The sequence below is a fragment of the Curtobacterium sp. MCLR17_059 genome, assembly GCF_003234665.1.
Taxonomy (GTDB): domain Bacteria; phylum Actinomycetota; class Actinomycetes; order Actinomycetales; family Microbacteriaceae; genus Curtobacterium; species Curtobacterium flaccumfaciens.
In genome coordinates, this window is sequence record NZ_QKSU01000014.1 from 14,278 (window position 1) to 40,127 (window position 25,850).

A 25,850-nucleotide genomic window follows, 5' to 3' on the forward strand; every position below is an offset into this window, starting at 1 on the left:
CGCCGGAGCGCACTACGCTCGAAGACGGTCCGCGACGCAGCGCTGCGTGACCCGCGGGCTGTACGTCTTGAACGTGATCCCCAGGAGGACCGAAGTGACCGAATCCGCTCCCGTCGACCCCACATCGACCGAAGGCTGGAAGAAGCTCGACAGCATTGCTGCCGGCTTCACCCCGGACCTGCGAGGGTGGTTCGACAGCGACCCCGGTCGTGCCGAGCAGTACACCTTCCAGGCGGCCGACCTGACCGTCGACCTGTCCAAGGGCCTGGTGACCGACGAGATCCTCGCCGCGCTGCTGCAGGTCGCGAAGGACACCGGCGTCGCCGAACGCTTCCGGGCCATGCTCGCCGGTGAGCACATCAACGTGACCGAGGACCGCGCCGTGCTGCACACCGCGCTCCGCCGCCCGAAGGCGACCGAGGGCCTCGTGCCGGCGGCGCCCCTGACCGTCGACGGCCAGGACGTCGACGCCGACGTGCACGCCACGCTCGACAAGGTCTACGGCTTCGCCGAGCAGGTCCGCAGCGGCGCCTGGACCGGTGTCACCGGCAAGCGCATCGAGACCGTCGTCAACATCGGCATCGGTGGCTCCGACCTCGGCCCCGTCATGGTCTACGAGGCACTCAAGCCCTACGTCCAGCCCGGCCTCGAGGCCCGCTTCGTGTCGAACATCGACCCGGCGGACATCTACGAGAAGACCGCGGACCTGGACCCCGAGACCACGCTCTTCATCGTCGCGTCGAAGACCTTCGGCACGCTCGAGACCCTGACGAACGCGCGCCTCGCCCGCCAGTGGCTGTGGGAGAAGCTCGGCCTGACCGACGCCGCCGACGACGAGAAGAAGAACGCCGTCGCCAAGCACTTCGTCGCCGTCTCCACCGCGCTCGACAAGGTCGAGGCCTTCGGCATCGACCCCGAGAACGCCTTCGGCTTCTGGGACTGGGTGGGCGGCCGCTACTCGGTCGACTCGGCCATCGGCACGAGCGTCGTCATCGCCATCGGCAAGGAGAACTGGGAGCAGTTCCTCGCCGGCTTCCACGCCATCGACGAGCACGTCCGCACCACGCCGCTCGAGCAGAACGTCCCCGTCCTGATGGGCCTGCTCAACGTCTGGTACACGAACTTCCTCGGTGCGCAGAGCCACGCGGTCCTGCCGTACACGCAGTACCTGCACCGCTTCGCCGCGTACCTGCAGCAGCTCACGATGGAGTCGAACGGCAAGCGCGTCCGCTGGGACGGCTCGCCCGTCACCACCGAGACCGGCGAGGTCTTCTGGGGTGAGCCCGGCACGAACGGCCAGCACGCGTTCTACCAACTCATCCACCAGGGCACCCGCCTGATCCCGGCCGACTTCATCACGGTCGCCAACCCGGCCCGTCCGCTCAAGGACGAGACCGGCGACGGCAAGGGCGTCGCGCCCGGCACCGACGTGCACACGCTGTTCCTGGCGAACTTCTTCGCGCAGACCAAGGCGCTCGCGTTCGGCAAGAGCGCCGACGAGGTCCGCGCCGAGGGCACCACGGACGAAGGCATCGTCGCGGCGCGCACGTTCCCGGGCAACAAGCCGACCACGTCGATCATCGCGCCGGAGCTCACCCCGAGCGTCCTCGGCCAGCTCATCGCCCTGTACGAGCACATCGTGTTCACCGAGGGCACGATCTGGGGCATCGACTCGTTCGACCAGTGGGGTGTGGAGCTCGGCAAGCAGCTGGCGCTGCAGGTCACGCCGGCCGTCGAGGGCGACCAGGCCGCGCTCGACGCGCAGGACCCGTCGACCAAGGCGCTCATCGCGAAGTACCTGGAGCTGCGGAAGTAACGCACGCCCCCACCTGACGGACGGGAGGCCCGTGGCGGATCCGCCACGGGCCTCCCGTCCGTCGTGTCGGGCACTGCCAAAGCGACAGTTGCGCCCGACGGGCCGCCGTCAGGCCTGCGAAAGCGACAGATGCGCGCCGATCTTCCGCGGAGAAGTGTCGCTTTCGCGAGGGCCCGCTGCGACGCCGCGGGGCTCGGCGCCGGGCCGCCCGCTCAGCGGGCGAGCGGGTCGAGGTTGAGGGACGTGCCCTCGTACAGGTGCTGGTCCTCGCCGAACACCTGGACGCCCTCGTTGAGCCAGACCAGGTCGCGGACGGTGATGCCGAACCGCGCCGCGACGTCCCCGATCAGGTCGTCCGGTGCGACGCCGTAGGACCTCGGCGCGCCGGCGGCCGTGGCCGCGGTGACGGTCCCGGTCGCGTTCGCCCGTCGTCCGGCGTCCTTCGGGCGCACGTTCGTCTGCCGGGCGGGGACGGACCACCGCACGGTGGACACCGCGAGGACCTTGCCGGCGGAGATCTCGACGGGGACGTCCTGTCCGGGCGCCGCGGCGGAGTAGGTCACGAGGGTGCCGAGGTGTGACGGGTCGACCCCGGATCCGTCCAACGGGACGTCGACCGCGGCCGCTGTGCTGGTCGGACCGCCGAGGGTCCGGTCACCGACACCGGGGTAGGTGAGCCCGTCGCCCACCGCACGGGGCAGGTCGAACAACGCGACGCCGATCGGCACCGGCAGCGTCGAGGTGATCCCGGAGTACTGCGCGGTGAAGGTGTCGTCGCCGTCCGCGACCACCCGGAAGTGGAAGTGCACGCTGCCCTTCGGCGAGGCCACGTCCCCCTGCGCCAGGACGGTCCCGGCGGGGATCGGTGTCAGCGTCGGTGCGGGTGCGGCGGCCTCCGTCGGCACCGGGGTCGGTGTGCGCGGGTTCGCCGACGCCTCGATCAGGTCCGATGCGGACTCGCCGGTCGGGGTCGCCGCCGGGGTCTCGCTCGCGGTCGGGCTCGACGCGGGCGGGGAGGCGGGAGCGGGCAGGGCACCGTCCGGTCCCCGCAGCAGCGAGCAGCCGGACAGCACCACGCCGGCCGCCAGCACGATGGCGATTCCGCCGGTCCGTTTCATGATGCCCCCTCAGCTCGAGGGTAACGCGATGGCGAACACACGGTCGTCGTCGCCGGCGGACTGTGTCCCGGGACGCAGTCCAGCTGCCGAGGGGGCGAGATGGTGTCGGTCGGAGCGGCTACGGTCGAGGGCATGGAGCGTTCGGAGATCCTCGCCGCGGCTGCCGCCGCGCACGCCGCCCGCATCGCAGCGGCGGGTGGTGACGACGTCGCAGCGCGTGAACGTGCCGACAGCGTCCGGCGCCGGGCCGACGGGCTCACCGACCGGTACGACACGGTCGAGGGCTCGGACACCGAGTCCGACGCCCGTGACGCCGCACGCCGTCGCGCGGGAGAGGCAGACCGCGCCGCCTCGCGCACCGAGGGCGTGCTGTCGGACTGGCACCGGATGGGCACCCGCCGTGGCGTCACTCCCGACGCACAGGTCCGCACGGCGTGGACCGTGACCGGGGTCCCCGAGCGCGGCGACGCCCGAGCCCTGGCCAACGTGCTGCTCTCCACCGCGGGGCACGCCGGACGCGTCGCCGACGCCGCCCGACGCAACCCCGCCCTGTCCGGCGCCGCGAGTGCCGCCGCCCGACGGACCGTGCGCCGCTACACCGACCACGGTGCCGACATGGCTTCGTTGGGGGACGTCCTGGGCGACGGCCCCGTCGACGACGAGCGCTGAGCCCGATCCGCGGATTGGACCGCTCCCGTCCTCATCAGGCCTTCTGTGGACCGATCCAAACGACCTGACGACAGAATGTCCAATTGACAGGACATGGATCCGGGTTACGATCGGTCCACGCACTGACGCGCGATCACCGACGAAGGAGTCACCGAATGGTCGACATCAAACCGACAGCCCCGACTGTCGCACTGCCCCCGTTGGGGACCGGGCCGCACCGCCGACGACTCGGTGTGCTGGCCCTCGTCGCCACGTTCGGCGGGTTGCTCTTCGGGTACGACACCGGTGTCATCAACGGTGCCCTGAACCCGATGAAGGCGGAGCTCGGCCTCACGAACTTCACCGAGGGTGTCGTCACCAGCTCGCTGCTCTTCGGTGCCGCGATCGGCGCCATGCTCGGCGGCCGCATCGCCGACGGCTGGGGCCGCCGCAAGACGATCATCCTGCTCGCCGTCACGTTCTTCGTCGGCACGCTGATCTGCGTGTTCGCGCCGACGTTCGAGGTCATCGTCATCGGTCGTGTGCTCCTCGGCCTCGCGGTGGGTGGCGCATCCACGGTGGTCCCGGTGTTCCTCGCCGAACTCGCGCCGTACGAGATCCGCGGGTCCCTGTCCGGCCGCAACGAGCTCATGATCGTGATCGGTCAGCTCGCCGCGTTCGTGGTCAACGCCTTCATCGGGAACATCTGGGGTGAGGGCAACGGCGTCTGGCGCGTCATGCTGGCCGTCTGTGCGCTCCCCGCGATCGCGCTGTTCGTCGGCATGCTCCGGGTGCCGGAGTCGCCGCGCTGGCTCGCGTCGAAGGACCGCTACGACGAGGCGCTCTCGGTCCTCGAGCAGGTCCGGACCACCGACCGGGCCCGCGCTGAGCTCGACGACATCAAGCGGAGCAACGACCTCGAAGCGAAGGTCGAGCGCGTCAGCGGCTGGCACACGCTGCGCGGGAACAAGTGGCTCATCCGCATCGTGCTCATCGGCGCTGGGCTCGGCGTCGCGCAGCAGCTCACCGGCATCAACTCGATCATGTACTACGGCCAGACCGTGCTCATCGAGTCCGGGTTCCAGGCGTCGGCTGCCCTCATCGCGAACATCGCCCCCGGCGTGATCGCCGTGGTCGGTGGCGTCATCGCGCTGTACAACATGGAGAAGATCAACCGCCGCACGACGCTGATCCTCGGGTTCACGCTGACGACGATCTGCCACTTCCTCATCGGCATCGCGTCGGTGGCGCTGCCCGAGGGCAACCCGGCCCGCCCGTGGGTCATCCTGTTCCTGGTCGTCGCGTTCGTCGGCTCGATGCAGACCTTCCTCAACATCGCCGTGTGGGTCGTCCTGTCCGAGATCTTCCCGACGCAGATCCGTGCGCTCGGCATGGGCATCTCGGTGTTCTGCCTCTGGATCGCGAACGCGTTCCTCGGGCTGTACTTCCCGACGATCGTCGCCGCGACCGGCATCACCGGGACCTTCTTCGGCTTCGGGGTCGTCGGACTGCTGGCGCTGCTCTTCATCTGGAAGTTCGTGCCGGAGAGCCGCGGTCGCACCCTCGAAGAGGTCGAAGAGGGCGTCACCACCGGCAACATCTTCACCGTCCCCGTGAAGGCGTCGCGCCGCTAGTCCGCACCACGCTGCATCCAGTGAGCAGAAGACGTCGGGTCGCCCCAGGGCACCCGACGTCTTCTGCGCACTGGATCCACGGTCGCCGCCCGGTTGGTTGCATGGAGGCGTGACGGAACTGGTGCTGCAGGACTTCCCGACCGCCCTGAACGTGGTGTGCTCGGCGCTGCTCGTGGTCGCCGTGGGCTGCGCCGTGTTCGTGGCGGTCGACGTGGTGCGTCGGCCGCCGCACATGCGCGTCATGGCGTTCGTGTGGCCGCTCACGATGCTGTTCGGCAGCGTCGTGTGGCTCGTCTTCTACCTGCGTCGAGGGCGGGCCTCGGCGCCCGGCCACGGACGGTGGGCGGGCACCGCGATCGACACGAGTCACTGCGGGGCCGGCTGCGCCCTCGGCGACCTGATCGGCGAGTTCGGGCTCGCGGCGTTCCCGGCGCTCGGGGTGGCGGTCGGCCTGGGGTCGCTCTACCAGGACCGGATGGTCGCCGGGTGGATCGTCGACTTCGTCATCGCGTTCGTGCTCGGCATCGCGTTCCAGTACTTCGCCATCGCGCCGATGCGGGGCCTGGGCGTCCGGGCCGGGCTCGTCGCCGCGCTCAAGGCCGACACGCTGTCGATCATCGCGTGGCAGGTGGGCATGTACGGCCTGATGGCGGTGTGGCAGCTGGTCGTGTTCCCGGCACTCGTCGGCGGGCGCGCGAGCGTCTTCTCGCCGGAGTTCTGGGTGGCGATGCAGCTGGCGATGGTGGCCGGCTTCGTCTGCTCCTACCCCGTGAACGTGTGGCTGGTGCGTCGGGGCATCAAGGAGGCCATGTGACGGACCAGCGGACGGACGGGAGGCCCGGTGCCAGCTGGCACCGGGCCTCCCGTCCGTTCTGTGGTCGCGCTACGGGCGCAGGAGCACCTTGCCGACTCGGCCGGCGGTGTCGCTGGCGCGCACGGCGTCGCGGACCTGCTCGAAGGCGAAGGTCTCGGCGACGGGGAGCGTCAGTGAGCCGTCGAGCACGCGGGTGATGAGCTCACCGAAGAGCTGCCCCTTCGTCTCGGCCGGCATCGTCTTGCTGACGACGGAGCCCCAGAAGCCCTTCACGGTGAGCTGGCCGAAGATGACCTTGCCCGACGGGATCTCGAGCGTCGGCGACGCCATCGCGCCGAAGACGACGAGGGTGGCGTTCTCGCCCAGCACGGAGGCGATGTCGCCGGCGGCCTTGCCACCGACCGACTCGACGCCGGCGATGATCGGGGCGCCACCGGTGATCGCGGCGACCTGGTCCTGCCAGTCGTCGGCGTCGGTGGCGACGATGCGCTCGATGCCCTGCTCGCGGAGCTCGTCGACACCGGCGGCGCGACGGACGAGTCCGATCACGTTGATGCCGCGGGCGGCGCCGAGCTGCGCGACCATGCGTCCGACCGCACCGTTGGCGGCGTTCTGGATGATCCAGTCGCCCTCGTGCAGGTCGAGCGAGTGCAGCAGGCTGATGGCGCTGAACGGCATCGAGACGAGCTGGGCGGCGGCCTCGTCGGTCATCGCGTCCGGCACCGGGACGAGCCCGGCGGCGTTGGCGGTGTAGTACTCGGCCCAGACGCCGAAGGCGCCGCCGGCGACGCGCTGGCCGACCTGCAGGTTCGTGACGCCCTCGCCGAGGGCCTCGACGACGCCGAGTGCCTCGGTGCCCGAGGCGGCGGGGAGCTCCGGCTTGAAGCCGTAGGTGCCGCGGACGGTCCACAGGTCGTGGTTGTGGATGGGGGAGAGGACCGTGCGGACGAGGACCTCGCCGGCACCGGGCGTCGGGACGGGGCGCTCCTGCACCTCGAGGACGTCGGCGGGCTCGGCGAACGTCTCGTGGACGACGGCGCGCATGGTGGTGGGGGTGGTGGTGCTCATGGGTCAGTCCTCCGAGACGACGATGGTGACGTCGATGTTGCCGCGGGTCGCGTTCGAGTACGGGCAGACCTGGTGGGCTGCGTCGGCGAGGGCCTGGGCCTGGTCGTGCTCCAGGCCGGGGATGACGACCTCGAGCATGACGGCGAGCTGGTAGCCACCGTTGCCGTTCGGGCCGATCGACACGCGGCCGCCGACGGACGAGTCGGTGATCTTCACCTTCTGGCTGCGGGCGACGCCCTGCAGTGCGGAGTGGAAGCAGGCGGCGTAACCGGCGGCGAAGAGCTGCTCGGGGTTGGCGCCGTTGCCGGAGCCACCCATCTCCTTCGGGATGGCGAGGTCGAACTCGACCGTGCCGTCGCTCGTGGCGACGTGGCCGTTGCGGCCTTCGCCGGTGGCCAGGGCCTCGGCGGTGTAGAGGGTTTCCATGGGGTTCCTTCCTTGTGGGGCGGATCGTGAAGTTCGGGGGTGTGCGGCGTGCTCTCGCGCTCAGCGACAGTTCACGGGCACACGTGGCCGTGGGGTGTCGCTCAGCGCGAAACGGCGCCAGCGGTGTCGGCGCCGGCGTCAGCGCCCGCGGCGTCGTGCTCGGGATCGGCCGCCGCGTGCATCGTCTCGGTCAGCCGATGCAGCGTCGCGATGAGCTCGGCGGCGGCACGTTCGTCGGCCAGGCCCATGCCTGCGGCGATCCGAGCGGGGATGCCGCTCAGCTCGGACCGCAGTTCGCGGCCTCGGTCACCGACGGTGACCGTGACGACGCGCTCGTCGGTGCTGCGGCGCTCGCGGCGGACCAGGTCGCTCTGCTCCATCCGGCGGAGCAGTGGCGAGAGGGTGCCGGAGTCGAGCTGCAGGTGTTCCCCGAGGCTCGAGACGGTCTGGTCGCCCTCGACCCACAGGGTCACGAGCACCAGGTACTGCGGGTACGTCAGACCCCAGGGTTCGAGCATCGTGCGGTACGCCTGCGTGGTGGCGCGGGACGCCGCGTAGAGGGAGAAGCACACCATCTCGTCGGTCACGGGCATGCGTCCACACTGTCACGCAACCAAGTTGTGCACAACTCGATGCAGCGGATGCCCAGCTGACGAACACGCCGACGACCCGGACGGTTAGGCTGACGTGACCCAAGATGAGCAGCAGCGACCTCGACACCACCACGACCCCCGGCAACGGATCGGCGTCGTCCCACGGCAAGACGATCCTGATCGGTGAGCACGCCGTGGTCTACGGCGCACCCGCTCTCGTCCTGCCGGTGCTCGATGCACGGGTCGTGGCGACGGTCACCCCGGTCGCCGCCGACGCCGAGCAGCCCGGTCACAGCCTGCAGTCCACCGTGCACACCGGCCCCCTCGACCTCGCACCCGCGGCCGTGATGCCGACCGTCACCGCCGTCACCGCGACCCTGCGCCACTTCGGGGTCACCGACCGCCACTTCCACGTCCGGGTCGACAGCGAGGTCCCGACCGCCCGCGGCATGGGCTCGAGCGCCGCGGTCGCCGCCGCCGTGACCGCCGCCGTCGCCGACGCCCTGGGCGAGACCCTCGACGTCGAGACCCACCACGAGCTCATCCAGGAGTGCGAACGCGTCGCCCACGGCCGACCGTCCGGCCTCGACGCCCGGGGCGTCGTCGCGTCCGCGCCGGTCTGGTTCGAGGGCGGGCAGATCGAACCCGTCACGCTCGGCGCCCGGTTCACCTTCGTCGTCGCGGACACCGGCGTGCCCGGGCACACCCGCGAGGCCGTGTCGGCCGTCCGCGCCCGCCACGACCAGGACCCGGCCGGGGTCGGCGCCGTGATCGACCGGATCGGCGCGCTCGCCCGACGGGCACGGGGGACACTCGAGGACGGCGATGCCCAGGCTCTGGGTGCCACCATGGACGCCGCGCACGACCTGCTCAGCACACTCGACGTGTCGAGTGACGACCTGGACCGGCTCGTCGACGCCGCACGTGCTGCGGACGCCCTCGGCGCGAAGCTCACCGGCGGCGGGCGGGGCGGGTGCGTCCTCGCGCTCGCCGCGGACGACGACCACGCGGACCGCATCGCGGCCGCACTCCGCGGCGCAGGGGCCGCAGCCACCTGGACCACCACGATCGGAGCCCGCGCTTGCTGACAGCCACCGCCGTCGCGCACCCCAACATCGCCCTCGTCAAGTACTGGGGGAAGGCGGACGCGCAGCTCGCGCTGCCCGCCACGGGCAGCGTCTCGATGGGGCTCGACGTGTTCCCGACGACGACCACCGTCACGGTGGACGGCGGGTCGGGTGACGGCCGGGAGGCGCGTGACGCGTTCACGCTGAATGGTCACGTCGTCGACGACGGTGCCCTGGTGCGCGTGCAGCAGTTCCTCGACCTGGTGCGCGAGCTCTCGGGGTCGTCCGAGTGGGCGTCGGTGGTGTCCGAGAACACCGTCCCGACCGGTGCCGGGCTGGCCTCGAGCGCGTCCGGCTTCGCCGCCCTGGCGACCGCCGCCGCCGCGGCCTACGGCCTCGACCTGTCGCCGCGCGACCTGTCCCGTCTGGCCCGTCGCGGTTCCGGCTCGGCCACGCGCTCGATCCCCGGCGGTGTCGCCGTCTGGCACGCCGGCGACGACCAGGGCTCCTTCGCCGAGCCGATCCCCGCTCCGCCGATGGCCATGGTCGTGGTCACGATCGACGCCGGCCCGAAGCCGATCGGGTCGCGCGAGGCCATGCGCCGCACCATCGCGACGTCGCCCTTCTACCCGGCCTGGGTGACCTCGACGACCGAGACCGTCGGCGACATGCTCACGGCCTGCGCGGCCGGCGACTTCACCCGCATCGGCGAGATCACCGAGAGCAACGCGCTCCGGATGCACGCGACGATCGAGGGCGCGTTCCCGCCGATCCGCTACCTCAACGCCCGCAGCGTCGCCGTGTTCGACGCCGTCGCCGAGCTGCGTGCCGGCGGCACCGAGGCCTACGCCACGGCCGACGCGGGCCCGAACGTCGTCGTGCTCACGAAGCCGCAGGACCGGGCGGCCGTCGCCGGGGCGCTCGCGTCGCTGGGGGACGTCATCGAGTCCGGCACCGGACCTGCCGCGCGGGTGCTCCGCTCCGAAGAGACCGGGAGCAATCCCGACCAGAAGGAGTCCGCGCAGTGATCGAGTTCCGTGCACACGGCAAGCTGTTCGTCGCCGGCGAGTACGCCGTCGTCGAGCCGGGCCAGCCGTCCGTCCTGATCGCCCTCGACCGCGCCATCACGGCGAAGGTGCGCGAGGGCCACGGCGCGGGCAGCGTGCACTCCGAGGAGTACGGGCACCTGCCGCTCACGTGGACCCGTGCCGAGGACGGCCTGGCGCTCGACCGTGAGCACCACCCCTACGACTACGTGATGGCCACGATCGACCTGGTCGAGAAGCTCCGCGCCGAGCGCGGCATCGCCCCGCGGTTCCACGACCTGCGCATCGAGAGCCAGCTCGACGACGCCAGCGGCCGGAAGTTCGGACTCGGGTCCTCGGCCGCGGTCACCGTCGCCACCGTCGGCGCCCTCGACCGCTTCTACGGCATCGGCCTGACGCAGCGCCAGCGCTTCCAGGTCGCCCTGCTCGCCACCATCCGGGTGAACCCGCGGGCCTCCGGCGGCGACCTCGCCGCGAGCACGTTCGGCGGCTGGCTGCGCTACAGCGCCCCCGACCGCGAGCGCCTCGCCGCGATGCTCGGCGACCACGCCGTGTCCGCGATCCTGACCGACGCCGACGCGTGGGACGGCTTCGACGTCCAGCGGCTGCCCGCCCCCGAGAACCTGCAGCTGCTCGTCGGCTGGACCGGCTCGCCCGCGTCCACCACGAAGCTCGTCGACGTGGTGCGTCGGCACCGCAACGGCGGGTACCAGGCGTTCCTCGACGAGAGCCGCAGCGCCGTCGACGACCTGACCACGGGCCTCCAGACCGGCGACGCCGAGCGCACGCTCGGTGCCCTCCGACGCGCCCGCGGGCTGCTGCAGCGTCTCGGCGACTCGGTCGGGTCGAAGATCGAGACCGAGCGTCTCGCGACCCTGTGCGACGTCGTCGAGGCGGCGGGCGGGGCGGCGAAGCCGTCCGGTGCCGGCGGTGGCGACTGCGGCATCGCGCTCGTCCCGGCGGACACCGACCCCGCCGGCATCCACCGCGCCTGGGAGGCGCACGACATCAGACACCTCAGCGTCGCGGTGCGAGCACCAGAAGGAGCCCTCGATGAGTGACCTGCTCACACCGATCCCCACCAAGTGGGTCGGCCCGATCCGCGTCAGCGGCAACGCCGTGCAGGGGGAGCACGAGGTCCCCCTCGCCACCTACGAGTCGCCGCTCTGGCCGTCCGTCGGCCGCGGCGCACGCATCTCGCGGATGGTCGAGGACGGCATCGTCGCGACCGTCGTCGACGAGCGCATGACCCGCTCCGTCGTGGTCCGTGCCGACAGCGCCGCCGCGGCCCACGTCGCCGCGGGCCAGATCCTCGCGCGCCAGGACGAGCTCGCCGCGATCGTGTCCGGACAGAGCCGGTTCGCCAAGCTCATCGAGGTGCACCCGGAGATCGTCGGGGACCTGCTGTTCCTGCGCTTCGCGTTCACCACCGGCGACGCCTCCGGCCACAACATGGTCACGCAGGCGGCGGACAAGCTGCTGCCGGCGATCCTGGACTGGCAGCCGGGCCTGCGGTACGTCTCGGTCTCGGGCAACTTCTGCACCGACAAGAAGGCCACCGCGGTGAACGGCATCCGTGGCCGCGGCCGCAACACCATCGCCGAGATCGTGATCCCGGGCGAGATCGTCGAGAAGCGCCTGCGGTCGAGCACCGCGCGCATCGTCGAGCTGAACATCGCGAAGAACCTGATCGGGTCGACGATCGCCGGGGCCATCCGCTCGGCGAACGCGCACTACGCGAACATGCTGCTCGGCTTCTACCTGGCCACCGGGCAGGACGCCGCCAACATCGTCGAGGGTTCGCAGGGCATCACGAGCGCCGAGGACCGCGACGGCGACCTGTACTTCGCGACCTCGCTGCCGCACCTGATCGTCGGCACGGTCGGCAACGGCAAGGGCGGGGACCTGCCCGTCGTCGAGGACGCCCTGGTGCGCCTCGGCTGCCGGGACGACCGCGAGCCCGGCGCGAACGCCCGCCGCCTCGCCGCGCTCTGCGCCGCCACCGTGCTGTGCGGGGAGCTCTCGCTCCTCGCCGCGCAGACCAACCCGGGCGAGCTGATGGCCGCCCACGTCGCGATGGAACGCCGCGGCGCGAAGCCCGCAGGGGGCGCAGCATGACCGGCGTCGGCATCCACGACATCGCCATCGCGACCGGGCACCACGTGCTCGAGCTCGACGACCTGGCCGAGCGCCTCGGCGTCGACCCGGCGAAGTACCACGTCGGCATCGGGCAGGACGCCTTCAGCGTGCCCGCGCCCGACGAGGACATCGTCACGATGGGCGCCGCGGCGGCGAAGGAGCTCATCGACCGGCACGGCGTCGAGGGCATCCGCACGGTGCTGTTCGCCACCGAGTCCGGCGTCGACCAGTCGAAGGCCGCCGGCGTGTACGTGCATGGCCTGCTCGGGCTGCCGAAGGCCGTCCGCGTGGTCGAGCTGAAGCAGGCCTGCTACGGCGGGATGGCCGCGGTGCAGCTCGCACTCGGCATCGTCGCGCGCGCCCCGCACGAGCGGGTGCTCGTCATCGCCGCCGACGTCGCCCGGTACGACGTCGACACCCCGGCCGAGCCGACCCAGGGTGCCGGTGCCGCCGCGATCCTGGTGTCCGCCGACCCCGACCTGATCGAGATCGAGCCGGCGGCGGGCGTCTACACGGCGGACGTCGACGACTTCTGGCGCCCGAACGACCGCTCCACCGCGCTGGTCGACGGTCGGCTCTCGGTGAGCGCGTACGTCAACGCGTTCGTCGGTGCCTGGGACGACCTGACGGAACAGGGCGGCCCGGCGTACGACGACATCGCCCGGTTCGTGCACCACCAGCCCTTCACCAAGATGGCGATCAAGGCGCACCGCAAGCTCACGCAGCACGTCGGCGCACCGTTCGACGAGGCCGACCTGGCGATCGGGTTCACCTACAACCGGCAGACCGGCAACACCTACACGGCGTCGCTCTGGATCGGGCTCGCAGCACTGCTCGACCTGGACGACGACCTGGCGGGGGAGCGACTCGGCCTGTTCAGCTACGGCTCCGGCAGCGTCGGTGAGCTCATCACCGGCACCGTCCGGCCCGACTACCGCGAGCACCGCCGTGCGGGTCGCGTGCGGTCGCTGCTCGAGGCGCGGGTCCCGCTGACGGTCGACGCGTACCGCGCGCTGCACGCCGCGGGTGCCGCCACCAGCGAGGACGTCGAGCGTCCGCGCGTCACGACCGCGCCGTTCCGCTTCGCGGGCGTGCGCGGCGGCGCGCGGCACTACGAGGCGTCGGCGCAGCCGGAGTAGCCGGCCTGCGCCCACCAGCCCCTCGCGAAAGCGACAGATCCCCGCGGAACATCCGCGGGGATCTGTCGCTCTCGGGGACCGGACCCGGATCGTGCGCCGGGATCTGTCGCTTGCTCGGGACGGACGGGAGGCCCGTGGCGGCGCCGCCACGGGCCTCCCGTCCGTCTGCCGGTCACGCTGCGGACAGGACCTCGCGTTCCAGCCGCTGGTAGCTGGCCTCCATGCCCTCCGTCATGCCGGTCGCGAGGATCACGTCCCGCTGCTCCCGGTCCGGGTAGGTGACGAGCAGCGTCATGAGCGTGACGCCGTCGGCCTCGTCGAACTGCAGGTCGTTCGTGTTCGGCGGGAAGGGCGCCCCGGTCATGCGTTCGGTCGACACCATCCGGCGTTCGGGTTCGACGACGAGGTTCTCGCCCTCGAACCCGAAGGGCTCGCCCTCGGTGTCACCCGTCGGCGCCCAGGCCTGCCGGAACCCGCCGCCCGGGGTCAGGTCGTTCTCGTACACCGTCATCTCCCACCCGTCGGGGCCGAGCAGCCACCGGCGCACCAGGTCGGGCTCGGTGTGCGCGCGCCAGAGCAGGTGCCGCGGCGCCGCGAACGCCCGGGTGATCCGGACGTGGGTGTCGTCGAGGACCTCGGTCTCGGTGCCCGCACCGAGGGCCCACTCGCGCAGGTCGGCGAGCACCCGGTCGAGCTGGCCGAACGCCTGCTGGTAGCCCTCGAGCATGCCCATCTGGAGCATCGCGTCGAGGTCGGTGGCGGAGGCGAACGAGGACACCACGGTGACCCGCGAGCCGTCGTCGGCCGGGCCGAACGACAACACGGTCTCGCCTGCGGGCAGTGACTCGTCGACGGTGCCCTGGGGGTCGGTGAACAGGTCGCGGAAGACGATGCGACGGGGCTCGTCGACCTCGGTGACCTGCCAGACGGCGTGGAACCGCTCGCCCTGCGGGGACGTCATCCGGTAGTCGGCACGGCCGCCGGGGCGCAGGTCGAACGTCGTGAAGGTCGCGGGGAACCCGGGCGGTCCCCAGAACCGCTCGAGCTGGCGCGGGTCGGCGAAGGCGGCCCAGAGGCGTTCGACGGGGACGGGGAACTCGGCGACGAGGGTCATCGAGAGGGTGTCGGGATCGGTGTGGACGGACGTGGTGGGCATCATCGCTCCTGGTGTCGTCGGGTGTCGTCTGGTGCTGGGTGTCCGGACGCGTCGCCGTCGAGCACGTCGCCGAGGCGGTCCATCCGGCTGTGCCAGAGGCGGCCGTAGGCGTCGAGGAGGGCACGGACCCGGTCGAGCTGCTCCGGTTCGGCGCGCACGATGCGGGTGCGGCCGCGGGCCTCCTTGCTCACGAGTCCGGCTCCCTCGAGGACGGCGACGTGCTTCTGGACGGCGGCGAACGACATCGAGTAGGCGTCCGCGAGCTCGCTCACGGACGACGACCCGACGAGTGTGCGCCGGACGATGTCACGACGGGTCGCGTCGGCCAGTGCGTGGAACACCCGGTCGACCTCGGCGTCGGACAGTTCGATTCGTACAACCATTTGGTTGTAGGTTACGTCCGGCTGGTCTCGTCCACAAGGGTGACCTGCCGGTAGTCTTGCCGCGGAGATCGGAGGGGCGATGGCGGAGCAGCTGGGTGCGTCCGGTGCCGTCCGTGCCCTCGTCGCCACCCTGCCCCGTGCGCCGCAGCTGTCCGACGTGGTGACCGGCGTCGGTCGGATGGTCGGCAAGCCCACGCGCGTCGTCGACGTCGACGGGCCGAGCTGGGGTCCGCTCACCGCGCTCGTGTCGCAGTTCGAGCACGAGAACCTGGTGCTCGTGCCGGCCGACGCACCGCCGCTCTACCGCATGCACTGCGTGCTGCACGAGCTCGGGCACCTGGTGCACGGCGACGTCGGCACACCGACCGCGTCGTCCGTCGCCGAGTTCGCCGCCGGGGGCCACGTCTGCCGTCGCGCGCTCGACGCCGACTCCGGGCTCGTGAGCATCTCCGACGACGACGAGCACTTCGCCGAACGGTTCGCCTACGAGCTCGCGACGGTCCTGCTCGCCGGGGCCACGGGCGCGGACGAGCGGGCCTACGGCTGATGGCCGTCCTGCACGCCGCGGCCTTCTGGTTCGCGGCGCTGATCTTCCTCGCCCGCACGCCGTACGTGCTGCGGAACCCCCGTGGTCGGGCGGCCTGGGGCGCCACCGGCGTCGGGGCGCTGGGGCTCCTGACCCTCGGCAGCGTCGTGCCGCAGCCGGTGCTCGACGGTGCCCTGGGCGGTTCGAACCTCATCAACCTGGTGCAGAACGTCTGCGCGACCGTCGCGTTCTGGCTGATGCTGCGCGCGAGCACCGACGACCTGCCGGAGCGCCCGGTGCTCGCCAGGCCGGTGGCGCTGCTGGTCGTGGTCGTGGCGTTCACGGTGCCGTTCCTGCTGGTCGAGGAGCGCGGCGGGACCGACTTCCACTTCATCGTGCGCGAGATCGAGCAGACCCCGATGTGGCTCTACGGGACGGTCTACATGGTGAGCGTGGGACTGATCGCCGCGACGACCCTGCGCCGTGGCGTGCTGCAGAACCCGGTGGCGCTCGTGGTGTTCCGCGTCGGGCTCGCCCTGGTCGTCGTGGCGAGCGTCGACGAGGTCGCCTCGCTCACCGCCGACCACTTCGGACTCTTCCCGGCCGGGGTGCGGGACGGCCTGCGCCTGGCCTTCGACCCGCCGTTCTACCTCGGCATCGTGCTCATCGTCGTGGCGATGGCCTCGCTGACGTTCCGGCGGTGGGGCCGTGACCTGCGACACCGCGGGCACCACCGGCGCCTGCGCCGCATCGCCCGTCGGCACGCCGTGCGGGCGGTCGAGCGGCCGGGGGACCCGCAGGCCCGGACCTACGACCTGGTGATCGCGATCCGCGACGCCGAGGTGCAGGGACGGACCCTCGACGACGCTGAACTCGCGCAGGTGCGGTCGGCGGAACGGACCCTGACCCGGAGCCTCGGAGGATGACGGCGTGACGATCGTGTGGTGGGTGCTCGGAGCGCTCGTGGTGCTGGCGGCGGTGTGCTTGGTCGGGCTTGTCGTCCTGGTCGTCCTGCGGAAGGTCGTCGGCAGGATCGTGCTGCCCGGTGGCGACCGGTGGACGCCCGTGCTCGAGTCCGACGCGGACTCCGTCCGGCTGCCGATCACCGACGACACCGTGCGGCCGGGGGAGTACGGCCTGTGGCACGACGGCCCGGGGCACACCACCGTCGGGCCGGTGCTCGAGGTCGACGAAGCCGCCGGGTTCGTGCGCCGGGCCGTGGTGCGGACGACCGGCGCGGTGTCGTCGCGGGTGCGGTGGAGCGGGCACGTGCACCCGGACCCGGCGGCGATGGAGGTCGACTGGTCCGAGGTGTCGCTGCCGACGCCGGTGGGGCCGGCGCACGCGTGGGTGGTGCGGCCGGGGCCCGGCAGCGCTGGGCGCCCCGACCCCGCGGCTGTCCGCACCTGGGCCGTCCACGTGCACGGCATCCGGACGACCCGGGTCACCGCGCTCCGGACCGTCCCCGCGGCGCTCGAACTGGGCTGGACATCGATCGTCCCGTCGTTCCGCGGCGACGGCGAGGCACCGTGGGAGGGCCGGGCCTCGCACCTCGGCGCCCGCGAGTGGGCGGACGTCGAAGTGGCCCTCGACCACGCCGTCGCGAACGGCGCCGAACGGCTCGTCATCGTGGGGTGGTCGATGGGCGCGACGATCACGCACGAGCTCCTCGCCCGCTCGGCGCACCGCGACCGCCTGGCTGGGATCGTGCTCGTCGCCCCCGCACTGGACTGGGACGTCACCGTCCGGTCCCAGGCCCGCCGGGCGGGGCTGCCGGGCTTCGTGGTGACTGCTGCCCTCGGGGCGATGGCGACGCCGGTCCTCTGCCGGACGGTGGGGCTGCGGTCGCCGGTCGACGTGCGCGCGCTGTCGTGGTTGCGCGCACCCCGGCCGCTGCCACCGACCCTGCTCATCCACTCCACCGGCGACACCACGGTGCCGTTCTCGGCCAGTCAGGAGTTCGCCGATGCCCACCCCGGCACCGTGACACTGGCGGTCAGCGAGCCGGCCGAGCATGCCTGGGAGCGCAACGTCGACGCCGTCTGGTTCGACCGCACCATCACGAACTGGGCGTCCGGTCTCGCGCACACCGGAGCGCAGGAGTAGAAGGAGCCATGGGGCAGCTCATCTACGACGGCCGACCGCTCGACCTGCGGATCGACGACCGCGCGCTCACGCACCTGCAGATCGTCATCGTCAACATGCTCCGGCGTGACCACCGGTTCGCGTTCTCGTGGAAGGACGACGTCGTCCACGGCAACGGTCGCAGCACGATCTGGCTGCACCCCAACGTGAGCCTGCACTTCAAGTTCACCGGCAGCCGGGTGCCGTCGATCAACCGCAGCTGGCTCGAGGACCTCTACGCCTCGGCCACCTCGGGATCGGGGCTCGTGCTGACGCCGGAGCCGGCGGACACCAGCACGGCGGCCGACTCGGCGTGGTCGCGAGCGGTGGCACCCGGCGACGCGGACGACGCATCCGGGACACCGAGCGGGAGCACCGCGCGCTGATCCCGGCGCGGTAGCACAGCGGGCTGATCCGGGTCAACGGGTTCCGCTCGAACTCCGCACCTCGTACGGTTTCCGTACCGCGGTTCGCTGTCGTCCCCCCGCACCAGCCTGCTAGGGCGCCGGTGCTGGCAGTGTCCGCGGCAGGAGGGGAACCCGAACAGCCCGTGACGCACAGCGAGTCCGGTGCCGACCAACCACCGGTGACCGAGACGAGCGAGGGACGTGAGTCCCGGATCAGGGGACTCCCTGCTCGGGTCACCGACGCCACGCGTCGGTGATGCGTGCGTCACGCTGCAGGGCCCGCCGGTCCGCCCCCATCGACCGGCGCTCCTCCGGGACCGCCCCGGCCATCGGATTCGGGTTCCGTGGCCGGGGCGGACTCATCAGATCTGCACGCGGCTCAGTAGACGTCGCGCACGTACCGCTTCGCGCGACGCATGTCGGCCAGGTACGCCTGCGCGTCGTCCTCGCCGCGCCCGCGTCCTGTCCGGATGACCTGGAGCAGCGCGGCCTCGACGTCCTTCGCCATGCGTGAGGCGTCCCCGCACACGTACACGTGGCCGCCGTCCTCGAGCCAGGCGAAGAGCTCCGCCGACCGCTCGAGCATCCGCGTCTGCACGTAGACCTTCTCGGCCTGGTCGCGCGAGAACGCCAGGTCGAGGCGGTCGAGCACGCCCTGTTCCTGCAGCTCGGTGAGCTCGTCCTGGTACACGAAGTCGGTGTCCCGGTGCTGGTCACCGAAGAACAGCCAGTTGCGTCCGGTCGCCCCGGACACCGCGCGCTCGTGCAGGAACCCGCGGAACGGCGCGACACCGGTGCCCGGTCCGATCATGATCATCGGGGCCGACTCGTCCGCCGGCACTCCGAACGACGCGTTCGGCTGCAGGTAGACGTCGACGGTGCCGTCCGGGTCGACCCGGTCGGCCAGGAACGTCGACGCGACTCCCGCGTACATCCGGTGCGGGTCGCCGTAGCGCACCGACGCGATGGTCAGGTGGATGCGGTCCGGGTGCGCCAGCGGGCTCGACGAGATCGAGTACTGCCGCGCCTGCAGCGGCCGCAGGTTCGGCAGCAGCTCGTCGAGTCCCGGAGCGGCCGGGCCGGCGTCGCGGAGCAGGTCGAGGACGTCGCGTCCCCAGAGCCAGCGGTCCAGCTCGTGCTTGTCGCCGTGCGCCACGACGGCCGCGAGTTCGCTCGACGGCGCGCGCTGCACCAGGTCGGCGATCAGGTCCTTCGAGGGCGTCCGGATCTCACGGTCGGTCCGCAGGACCTCGGTGATCGGCCGGCCGTCGAACGCCTCGCCGCCGTTCGCGCCGACCTGCTCGAGCAGGTCCGCCACGAAGACCTCGTCGTTCACGGGCACGACCGCCAGGGCGTCGCCGGCCGCGTACTCGATGCCCGAGTCGCCGAGGTCGAACTCGTAGTGCCGGATCTCCTTCGCGCTGCGCGGCGAGGAGAGCAGTCGGTTCTCGACCAGGCGCGACGGGTACGGGTTGCGCTTGTTCCACTGCGACCCCGGCCGGGAGGCACGGCTCGCGCCCGCTCCGCCGGTCGCGGCGGGACCGTCGCCGGCACCACCGCCCGTGGTCGCGCCGGGTGCAGCCGTCGCGCCGGCCTCGGCGGCGAGGCGGTCGAGGACCGCCGCGGTCCACAGTGCGGCCGGGTCCTCGAAGTCGACGTCGCAGTCGACGCGGTCGTGGATGCGGGTCGCGCCGAGCTGCTCGAACCGGGTGTCGAGGAGCTTGCCGGCCTGGCAGAACTCGTCGTAGCTCGTGTCGCCGAGGCCCAGGACGGCGTACTGCAGCCCCTCGAGCCGCGGCACGGTGCTCGCCTGGATCGCGTCCCAGAACAGCCCGGCGTTGTCGGGCATCTCGCCCTCGCCGTAGGTCGAGGTGACGACGAGCACGTGCGACATCTCGGCGAGCTGCTCGGGGGTGACGGCGTCGAGCGCACTGGCACGACCGCCGAGTCCGCGGGCCTTCGCGCCGGCGACGAGCTCGTCGGCCAGGAACTCGGCGTTGCCGGTCTGCGTGCCGAAGAGCACGTCGATCGTCGTCGTGGGCGCGCTGGCCGCGACCTTCTTGCCGGCGGCGGCGATGCCCGCGATGAACCCGGCGAGCCAGGACTCCTGGGCGGCCGAGAACGGTGCGTCAACGGGGATCAGCGACCCGGTCGGGGGGAGCAGGCTCACGCGGTCACCGCCTCGGTCGGCGCCTGCGGTGCCCGGCGGGCGATGTCCTCGAGCGCCGCGGTGGCGAGCAGCTCGTCGAAGCGGGCCTCGCGGACGCGGCCGTCGTTCTTGGCGTTCTGGTGCATGATCCACCCCGTGGTGCCCGGCGCGTCCATGCTGCGGTTGTTCCGCTGCGTGAGCGCGCGCTTGTAGTCGTCGAGCCGCTTGATCGCGATGAGCGTGGCGAGCTGGTCGTCGGCGAACCGGTCGAGCGTGCCGCGCAGGTACTTCACGACGCGCTGCTTGACGGAGAAGTCCTCGGTGAGCACGAGGTTCTTGACGGCCTCGGCGACCCGCGGGTCGGCGGTGCCGAGCGCACCCGGGACGCGCTCGAGGGCGACGTCCTGGGCGACCCCGAGCACCGTGTACGACGACAGCAGCGAGAACATGTCCTCGCCCTGGTCGCCGAGCGCCGGGGCACGCCCGTCGAGCACCGTGCGCTGGTCGCGGTAGTCGAGCTTGAACGCGCGGAGCTTGTCGGTGGCGATCGAGGTCGCGAGCTCGTCGAGGAGCTCGGGCCGGGTCGCCGCCGCGAGGATCTCGCCGGCGTCCTGCGTGAGCAGCAGGGCACGGGGCATGCCGACGTACACGTGTGCGCGGGCGGTGTCCCACTCGGCGAGCAGCCGCTCGGCCAGGGCCGAACCGGTCGCCTCGAGGTGCCACTCGAGCAGCAGGCGGGCGGCGGCCTCGTGGAACGCACCGCGGTCGGTGTCGGTGACCGGGAACACCAGGAGCGAGTCCGTGCTGGCACGCTCGGCGACCTGGCCGGAGGGGTCGTACTGGTACAGGAACCCGCCGGACATGCCGTTGCCGAGGCCCTTGCCGAACGCGCCGAGGTTGAACACGGCGCCGCCGGTCATGTACTCGCAGCCGAAGTCGCCGAGGCCCTCGACGACGGCGGTCGCGCCGGAGTTGCGGACGGCGAACCGGTCGCCGGCTTCGCCCTCGACGAAGGTGCGGCCGCCGGTGGCCCCGAACAGCGCGAAGTTGCCGACCAGCACGTTGCCGCCCTGTTCGGCGCTGCCGCCACCGGGGGCGCGGACGATGATCCGTCCGCCGCTCTGGCTCTTGCCGACGCCGTCGTTCGCGGTGCCGGTGTGCTCGAGCACGACGCCGTCGTTGTTGAAGACGCCGTAGGACTGCCCGGCCGAGCCCTGCGTGCGGATCGTGACCGCGCCGTCCACCAGCCGGCGGCGTCCGCGGTCGTCCGTCGTCACGGCGGGCAGGCCCTGCACGTCCTCGGCGCGGAGCTCGTGGTTGAGCAGACGCTCGAGGTCGATGCCGAGCTGGCCACCGACCGACTTGTCGGCGTTGCCGAGCAGCACGCCGTGCACGAGCACGTGCTCCTGCGCGTGGTCGACGAGGGCGGTACGGACGCGCTCGAGCAGGGCGTCGTCGGTGTGGAAGTCCTTCTCCAGGTACTCCGGGTCCGCCACGACCTTCTCGGGCACCTGGGCGAGCAGGGCACGGGCGTCGAGCCGGCCCACGCTCGCCGGGTGGTCCAGGAGCTGCAGCAGGTCGGTCCGGCCGCGGGCCTCGCGCAGGGAGCGCAGGCCGAGCCGGGCCAGGATCTGCCGCACGTCGTGGGCGATGTTGAGCAGGTACTGCGCGAGCGCGCGGGGGTCGCCCTCGAACGCCTCGGCGTTCGTGGTCAGGCCCGCCGGGCACTTCACGTTGCAGTTCTTCGCCATCACGCAGCCGAGCATCATGAGCGCGGTCGTGCCGAACTCGAAGCTGTCGCCGCCGAGCAGGGCGCTCGTGACGACGTCGCTGCCGGTCTGGTGCGCACCCGAGCAGCGGAGCGTGACCTTCTGGCGCAGGCCGTTCGCGACCAGGGCCTGGTGCACCTCGGCGACGCCGATCTCCGCGGAACGGCCCGCGTACTTCAGGCTGGTGACGGCCGCAGCGCCCGTGCCGCCGGTGTTGCCGGCGACGTTGATCACGTCGGCGCCGGCCTTCGCGACGCCGACCGCGATGGTGCCGATGCCCTCGGACGAGACGAGCTTCACGATCACCCGGACGCGGGCGGCCTTGCAGTCGTGGATGAGCTGCGCGAGGTCCTCGATCGAGTACGTGTCGTGGTGCGGCGGCGGCGAGATCAGCTCGACACCGGGCGTGCCACCGCGGGCCGCGGCGATGTCCACCGTGACCTTGGGTGCGGGCAGCTGGCCACCCTCGCCGGGCTTCGCGCCCTGGCCGATCTTGATCTCGAGCTCCTCGAGCATGGGGTCGGCGAGGTAGCCGGCCCAGATGCCGAACCGGCCCGAGGCGAACTGCTTGATGCGGGAGCCGCGGATGGTGCCGTAGCGGGAGTGGTGCTCGCCGCCCTCACCGCTGTTCGACATCCCGCCGACCATGTTCGTGCCGTGTGCGACGGCCTCGTGGGCGGTGGCGACGAGCGCGCCGTGGCTCATCGCGCCGGACGCCAGGGTCCGGGTGATCTCGTGGGCCGGCTGCACCTCGGCGAGCTCGACGCTCGCCGGGGCGCTCTGCAGCAGTGCGAGCAGGGCGACGGCCGCACCGGTGGCGCGGAGCGTCACCCCGCTGTCGTCGACGGCGTCGACGTCGATCTGCCCCGGGTGGAGCAGCGCGAGGCCGTCTGCCAGGGCCGCGTGGCGCAGTGCACCCGTGGTCCCCGTCGACGTGAGCTCCAGGCGGAACCGCTCCGTGCCTCCCGGCAGGTCCTGGTCGTCCGACGGACGCGAGCCGGAGAGCCCGCGCACGGTGACGCTGGCGTTGCCGCTCGTCGAGAAGCGGCCGAGCTCGCGCGCGAAGTCCTCGGCGGTGTCGATCCCGGTGACGTCCGCGGGCAGCGCGAGCACGTCGCGGAGCGCGGCGGGGCGGCGGGACCGCTCGTCGTGGGTCGTCTGCAGGAACGTGACGTAGCCCGGCGTGATGCGGTGCGCGTCGATCTCGGCGTCGCTCAGCCGGTCGTACCCGGTGTTCCGGTACGCCGCGTCGGTGATGCCGAACGAGTCGTCGAGCTGGCCGAGCGTGAGCAGGCGCAGCGCATCCGAGTCGCCGGAGCGTTCGAAGGCCGGGCGCTCCTCGGTCATGCCGCCGAACCCGCGGACGCTCGCGACGCCGAACGAGTGGCCGGCGCCGTCGGAGCGTTCCTTGAACAGGCCGAGCAGCGGGACCTGGCCCTCGGACGCCACCGAGCGGGCACGCTCGTGCCAGTCCGTCGCCGCCTGGGCGATGCGCGCGAAGCCGACGCCGCCGACCGGGGCCTGCATGTGCGGGAAGATCCGCGCGAGCACGTCATCGCCGGTGTCGAGGTAGTTCGGCTCGAAGAACTCGCCGCCGATGTAGCTCTCGGCCGTGCACAGGCCGACGCGGCCCATGGTCTTGGCCAGGGCCTTCTCGGCGGCCTTGCGGAACTGCTTGAGCGCCAGGTCGGTCGCGGTCAGCTCACCGGCGGGTGCGGGTGCGGCGGGGTACTTCTCCTCCGCACGCAGCCGAGCGCTCAAGCTGTACACAGCGGCGGCACCGAAGCCCAGCGCGGTCGCGACGTGGTGTGACGATGGCAGCTGACCGCTCTCCGCGACGACGGACACCCGCAGGCGCAGACCGGTCTCGATGAGCCGCTGGTTGACGGCGGCCACCGCCAGGATCACCGGGAGGGGCGCATGGGTCGACGACACCTCGCGGTCGGTCACGACCGCGATCCCGCCACCGCGCGCCGCGAACGCCTCGATCGCGTCGCACAGGGCGTCCAGCGCGCCGCGCATCGCGTCGGCGTTGGCCTGCTCGTCGGCGGGCACCGGCACGTAGAGCATGTCGAAGCGCTCGAGCGGCACGATGTCCTGCTCGCGCAGGCGCACCATGTCGAGGTGCCCGAGGATCGGCGACTGCACGACGAGCTGACGCCCCGTGGTGCCCGTGCCGTCCGGCTTCGCGCCGAGTGCCACGCGCATCGACATCCCGTCGGCCTCGCGGATCGAGTCGAGCGGCGGGTTCGTCACCTGGGCGAAGCGCTGCGAGAAGTACTTCGCCATGCCGCCCTCGGTGTCGCTCAGGGCGTTGATCGCGTTGCCGTAGCCCATCGCCGAGATGCGCTCCGACCCGTTCTGCAGCATCGGATCGAGCATGAACCGGAAGCTCTCCTGGTTCAGCGAGTACGCCACGTACCGGCCCGCGAGCGACAGGTCGCCGTCGTAGCCCAGGGTGGACGTCGTGCGCTCGTAGTCCGGAGCGGGCACGTCGTCCAGGTTCACGCGTGCGGCGTCGAGCAGGGTGCCGTAGTCACGGCGGGCCGCGAGCATGTGCAGCACCTCGCCCGTACGCATGCGGGTGCCGGTGCGGTGGTCGACGACGAGCATGCCGCCGGCCTCGATGCGGCCGCGGTGCACGACCTCGTCGGCGTCGAACTCGACCTGGCCGGCCTCGGACGACACCATCAGGTACTCGGCCGTCTCGACGGTGCGCAGCGGGCGCAGACCCAGGCGGTCCAGGCGAGCGCCGACGACGTCGCCGTCACTGAAGATCACGGCGGCGGGACCGTCGTTCTTCTCCTCGTACAGCGAGAAGTACTCGAGCATGTCCCGGACGTCCGGGGTCAGGGTGCGGTCGTTCTCCCACGCCGGCGGCATGAGCGAGACCACGGCCTCGACGATCTCGAGCCCGTCGTCGAACACGCGGCTCTGCAGGGTCTGGTCGAGTCGGCTCGAGTCCGACTGCCCGGGCGGACGCACGATGCTCCGGGTGCGGGCCCGCGCGAGCGCCTCGTCGGACAGCCGGTTCTTGCGGTCGGTGTTCAGCTCGCCGTTGTGCGCCATCAGGCGGAACGGCTGCGCCATCGTCGGGTGCGGCTCGGTGTTCGTCGAGAACCGGGTGTGGAAGTACAGCGTCCGGACCGAGTGCCGGGGGTCGCGCAGGTCGGTGAAGTACCCGATCACCTCGCCGGAGTTCAGCCGGCCCTTCAGGATCTGGGTCCGGGCGCTGAGCGACAGCGGGTACAGGGCGGCGTGCTCGGCGCGCTCGGCGGCGGCCTGGGCGTAGGAGACCGCCTCGATGGCGAGCAGGGCGCGGTTCGCGGCGGCGTCGACCTCGGTGCGGTCCCAGTCGGACGGAGCACGGAAGACCCACTGCACGATCGGCAGCTGGTACTGCTCGGCCTCGGGGCGCGCGACGGAGTGGTCCACCGGGACGTCACGGACCAGCAGCAGCTCGAAGCCCTCGTTCGTGATGGCGTCCGTGACGGTCTGCTCGGCGCGGGCGCGCTCGTCGGTGCCGTCGGCTCCGTCGCTGCTCGGCACGAAGCAGTTCGCGACGCCGAAGTGCCCGGCGCGCAGCTGCTCGCCGGTGATGGCGCTGAAGAACTCCACCGACAGGTCGATGCTGACGCCCGCGCCGTCACCGACACCCTCGGCGGACTTGCCGCCGCGGTGCGGGATGGAGCACAGCGCTTCGTCGCCCTTGCGGATGACGTCGTGGCTCGGCGTCCCGTCGAGACGGGTGATGAAACCGACGCCGCAATCGCTCGATTCGCGGGCAGGGTCGTAGAGACCGAAAGAGGTGGGGTTCACGTGCGGGTC

Annotated in this window: 21 protein-coding genes; 13 read left to right on the forward strand and 8 right to left on the reverse strand. The window is 71.9% G+C overall.

All coding sequences use genetic code 11. The features are described 5' to 3' along the window. The first annotated feature begins 94 nt into the window (after positions 1–94). Positions 95–1,816, forward strand: coding sequence for a glucose-6-phosphate isomerase (pgi, locus tag DEJ12_RS16005; protein WP_111030733.1), 1,722 nt, complete (start codon positions 95–97; stop codon positions 1,814–1,816). Positions 1,817–2,028: 212 nt separating this feature from the next. On the opposite strand, the gene DEJ12_RS16010 is transcribed toward pgi, so the two are convergent. Beyond that, the gene (locus tag DEJ12_RS16010; protein ID WP_258370638.1) at positions 2,029–2,934 is read right to left on the reverse strand and encodes a LysM domain-containing protein; all 906 of its coding nucleotides are present in this window, start codon (positions 2,932–2,934) and stop codon (positions 2,029–2,031) included. A gap of 132 nt (positions 2,935–3,066) precedes the next feature. Here DEJ12_RS16010 and DEJ12_RS16015 point away from each other — a divergent pair, with 132 nt between their 5' ends. From DEJ12_RS16015 to DEJ12_RS16025, 3 genes are all read left to right on the forward strand, one after another. Next, positions 3,067–3,603, forward strand: coding sequence for a hypothetical protein (locus DEJ12_RS16015; RefSeq protein ID WP_071405966.1), 537 nt, complete (start codon positions 3,067–3,069; stop codon positions 3,601–3,603). A 155-nt stretch (positions 3,604–3,758) separates the two neighbouring features. Then, positions 3,759–5,216: a sugar porter family MFS transporter gene (locus tag DEJ12_RS16020; RefSeq protein ID WP_071405967.1), complete on the forward strand. Its 1,458-nt coding sequence runs from the start codon at positions 3,759–3,761 to the stop codon at positions 5,214–5,216. Between the two features lie 109 nt (positions 5,217–5,325). Further along, positions 5,326–6,030: a DUF4396 domain-containing protein gene (locus DEJ12_RS16025; RefSeq protein WP_220034814.1), complete on the forward strand. Its 705-nt coding sequence runs from the start codon at positions 5,326–5,328 to the stop codon at positions 6,028–6,030. A gap of 69 nt (positions 6,031–6,099) precedes the next feature. On the opposite strand, the gene DEJ12_RS16030 is transcribed toward DEJ12_RS16025, so the two are convergent. The 3 genes from DEJ12_RS16030 to DEJ12_RS16040 form a co-directional block, all read right to left on the reverse strand. After that, positions 6,100–7,074, reverse strand: coding sequence for a zinc-binding dehydrogenase (locus tag DEJ12_RS16030; RefSeq protein ID WP_071406109.1), 975 nt, complete (start codon positions 7,072–7,074; stop codon positions 6,100–6,102). Between the two features lie 27 nt (positions 7,075–7,101). Then, on the reverse strand, positions 7,102–7,524 hold the full coding sequence (locus DEJ12_RS16035; RefSeq protein WP_071406102.1) for an organic hydroperoxide resistance protein: 423 nt from the start codon (positions 7,522–7,524) through the stop codon (positions 7,102–7,104). A 101-nt stretch (positions 7,525–7,625) separates the two neighbouring features. Beyond that, positions 7,626–8,117, reverse strand: a complete 492-nt coding sequence (locus DEJ12_RS16040; RefSeq protein WP_181433180.1) for a MarR family winged helix-turn-helix transcriptional regulator — start codon at positions 8,115–8,117, stop codon at positions 7,626–7,628. Between the two features lie 104 nt (positions 8,118–8,221). On the opposite strand from DEJ12_RS16040, the gene mvk reads away from it, so the two are divergent. From mvk to DEJ12_RS16065, 5 genes are read left to right on the forward strand one after another with little or no spacing between them, the layout of a single operon-like run. Further along, positions 8,222–9,205, forward strand: a complete 984-nt coding sequence (gene mvk, locus DEJ12_RS16045) for a mevalonate kinase (RefSeq protein WP_111030734.1) — start codon at positions 8,222–8,224, stop codon at positions 9,203–9,205. Beyond that, positions 9,199–10,212, forward strand: coding sequence for a diphosphomevalonate decarboxylase (gene mvaD, locus DEJ12_RS16050; RefSeq protein WP_111030735.1), 1,014 nt, complete (start codon positions 9,199–9,201; stop codon positions 10,210–10,212). The genes mvk and mvaD overlap by 7 nt, the downstream gene beginning before the upstream one ends. Further along, the gene (locus DEJ12_RS16055; protein WP_111030736.1) at positions 10,209–11,291 is read left to right on the forward strand and encodes a phosphomevalonate kinase; all 1,083 of its coding nucleotides are present in this window, start codon (positions 10,209–10,211) and stop codon (positions 11,289–11,291) included. The genes mvaD and DEJ12_RS16055 overlap by 4 nt, the downstream gene beginning before the upstream one ends. Then, positions 11,284–12,348 carry a hydroxymethylglutaryl-CoA reductase gene (locus DEJ12_RS16060; protein WP_111030737.1) on the forward strand — a complete coding sequence of 355 codons (1,065 nt, stop codon included), beginning with the start codon at positions 11,284–11,286 and terminating at the stop codon, positions 12,346–12,348. Before DEJ12_RS16055 ends, DEJ12_RS16060 begins: the two co-directional genes overlap by 8 nt. Beyond that, positions 12,345–13,508: a hydroxymethylglutaryl-CoA synthase gene (locus DEJ12_RS16065; RefSeq protein WP_111030738.1), complete on the forward strand. Its 1,164-nt coding sequence runs from the start codon at positions 12,345–12,347 to the stop codon at positions 13,506–13,508. The genes DEJ12_RS16060 and DEJ12_RS16065 overlap by 4 nt, the downstream gene beginning before the upstream one ends. A 172-nt stretch (positions 13,509–13,680) precedes the next feature. Here DEJ12_RS16065 and DEJ12_RS16070 read toward each other — a convergent pair whose 3' ends face one another. After that, complete coding sequence (locus DEJ12_RS16070) at positions 13,681–14,664, reverse strand: SRPBCC family protein (RefSeq protein ID WP_111030739.1); 984 nt, start codon at positions 14,662–14,664, stop codon at positions 13,681–13,683. After that, positions 14,664–15,047, reverse strand: a complete 384-nt coding sequence (locus DEJ12_RS16075; RefSeq protein ID WP_111024440.1) for a helix-turn-helix transcriptional regulator — start codon at positions 15,045–15,047, stop codon at positions 14,664–14,666. Before DEJ12_RS16075 ends, DEJ12_RS16070 begins: the two co-directional genes overlap by 1 nt. Positions 15,048–15,126: 79 nt before the next feature. Here DEJ12_RS16075 and DEJ12_RS16080 point away from each other — a divergent pair, with 79 nt between their 5' ends. From DEJ12_RS16080 to DEJ12_RS16095, 4 genes are read left to right on the forward strand one after another with little or no spacing between them, the layout of a single operon-like run. Continuing rightward, positions 15,127–15,594, forward strand: coding sequence for a hypothetical protein (locus DEJ12_RS16080; RefSeq protein WP_071406096.1), 468 nt, complete (start codon positions 15,127–15,129; stop codon positions 15,592–15,594). After that, complete coding sequence (locus tag DEJ12_RS16085; RefSeq protein WP_111030740.1) at positions 15,594–16,499, forward strand: hypothetical protein; 906 nt, start codon at positions 15,594–15,596, stop codon at positions 16,497–16,499. Before DEJ12_RS16080 ends, DEJ12_RS16085 begins: the two co-directional genes overlap by 1 nt. Before the next feature lie 4 nt (positions 16,500–16,503). Continuing rightward, positions 16,504–17,679, forward strand: a complete 1,176-nt coding sequence (locus DEJ12_RS16090) for a S9 family peptidase (protein WP_111030741.1) — start codon at positions 16,504–16,506, stop codon at positions 17,677–17,679. A gap of 8 nt (positions 17,680–17,687) precedes the next feature. Further along, a complete protein-coding gene (locus tag DEJ12_RS16095) occupies positions 17,688–18,083 on the forward strand; it encodes an ATP-dependent DNA ligase (RefSeq protein ID WP_071247046.1) in 396 nt (131 codons plus the stop codon). A 400-nt stretch (positions 18,084–18,483) separates the two neighbouring features. Here the strand turns inward: DEJ12_RS16095 and DEJ12_RS16100 are convergent, their stop codons facing one another. Both DEJ12_RS16100 and DEJ12_RS16105 read right to left on the reverse strand, forming a co-directional pair. After that, positions 18,484–20,274 carry a sulfite reductase subunit alpha gene (locus tag DEJ12_RS16100; protein WP_111030742.1) on the reverse strand — a complete coding sequence of 597 codons (1,791 nt, stop codon included), beginning with the start codon at positions 20,272–20,274 and terminating at the stop codon, positions 18,484–18,486. Continuing rightward, the gene (locus DEJ12_RS16105) at positions 20,271–25,841 is read right to left on the reverse strand and encodes a glutamate synthase-related protein (protein ID WP_111030782.1); all 5,571 of its coding nucleotides are present in this window, start codon (positions 25,839–25,841) and stop codon (positions 20,271–20,273) included. The genes DEJ12_RS16100 and DEJ12_RS16105 overlap by 4 nt, the downstream gene beginning before the upstream one ends. Between the last annotated feature and the right edge of the window lie 9 nt (positions 25,842–25,850).

Coding starts and splice junctions, on each gene's coding strand:
- DEJ12_RS16010 (WP_258370638.1), bottom strand. CDS start 2,934: ATGAAACGGACCGGCGGAATCGCCATCGTGCTGGCGGCCGGCGTGGTG.
- DEJ12_RS16015 (WP_071405966.1), top strand. CDS start 3,067: ATGGAGCGTTCGGAGATCCTCGCCGCGGCTGCCGCCGCGCACGCCGCC.
- DEJ12_RS16020 (WP_071405967.1), top strand. CDS start 3,759: ATGGTCGACATCAAACCGACAGCCCCGACTGTCGCACTGCCCCCGTTG.
- DEJ12_RS16030 (WP_071406109.1), bottom strand. CDS start 7,074: ATGCGCGCCGTCGTCCACGAGACGTTCGCCGAGCCCGCCGACGTCCTC.
- DEJ12_RS16035 (WP_071406102.1), bottom strand. CDS start 7,524: ATGGAAACCCTCTACACCGCCGAGGCCCTGGCCACCGGCGAAGGCCGC.
- DEJ12_RS16040 (WP_181433180.1), bottom strand. CDS start 8,117: ATGCCCGTGACCGACGAGATGGTGTGCTTCTCCCTCTACGCGGCGTCC.
- mvk (WP_111030734.1), top strand. CDS start 8,222: ATGAGCAGCAGCGACCTCGACACCACCACGACCCCCGGCAACGGATCG.
- DEJ12_RS16060 (WP_111030737.1), top strand. CDS start 11,284: ATGAGTGACCTGCTCACACCGATCCCCACCAAGTGGGTCGGCCCGATC.
- DEJ12_RS16065 (WP_111030738.1), top strand. CDS start 12,345: ATGACCGGCGTCGGCATCCACGACATCGCCATCGCGACCGGGCACCAC.
- DEJ12_RS16070 (WP_111030739.1), bottom strand. CDS start 14,664: ATGCCCACCACGTCCGTCCACACCGATCCCGACACCCTCTCGATGACC.
- DEJ12_RS16075 (WP_111024440.1), bottom strand. CDS start 15,047: ATGGTTGTACGAATCGAACTGTCCGACGCCGAGGTCGACCGGGTGTTC.
- DEJ12_RS16080 (WP_071406096.1), top strand. CDS start 15,127: ATGGCGGAGCAGCTGGGTGCGTCCGGTGCCGTCCGTGCCCTCGTCGCC.
- DEJ12_RS16085 (WP_111030740.1), top strand. CDS start 15,594: ATGGCCGTCCTGCACGCCGCGGCCTTCTGGTTCGCGGCGCTGATCTTC.
- DEJ12_RS16095 (WP_071247046.1), top strand. CDS start 17,688: ATGGGGCAGCTCATCTACGACGGCCGACCGCTCGACCTGCGGATCGAC.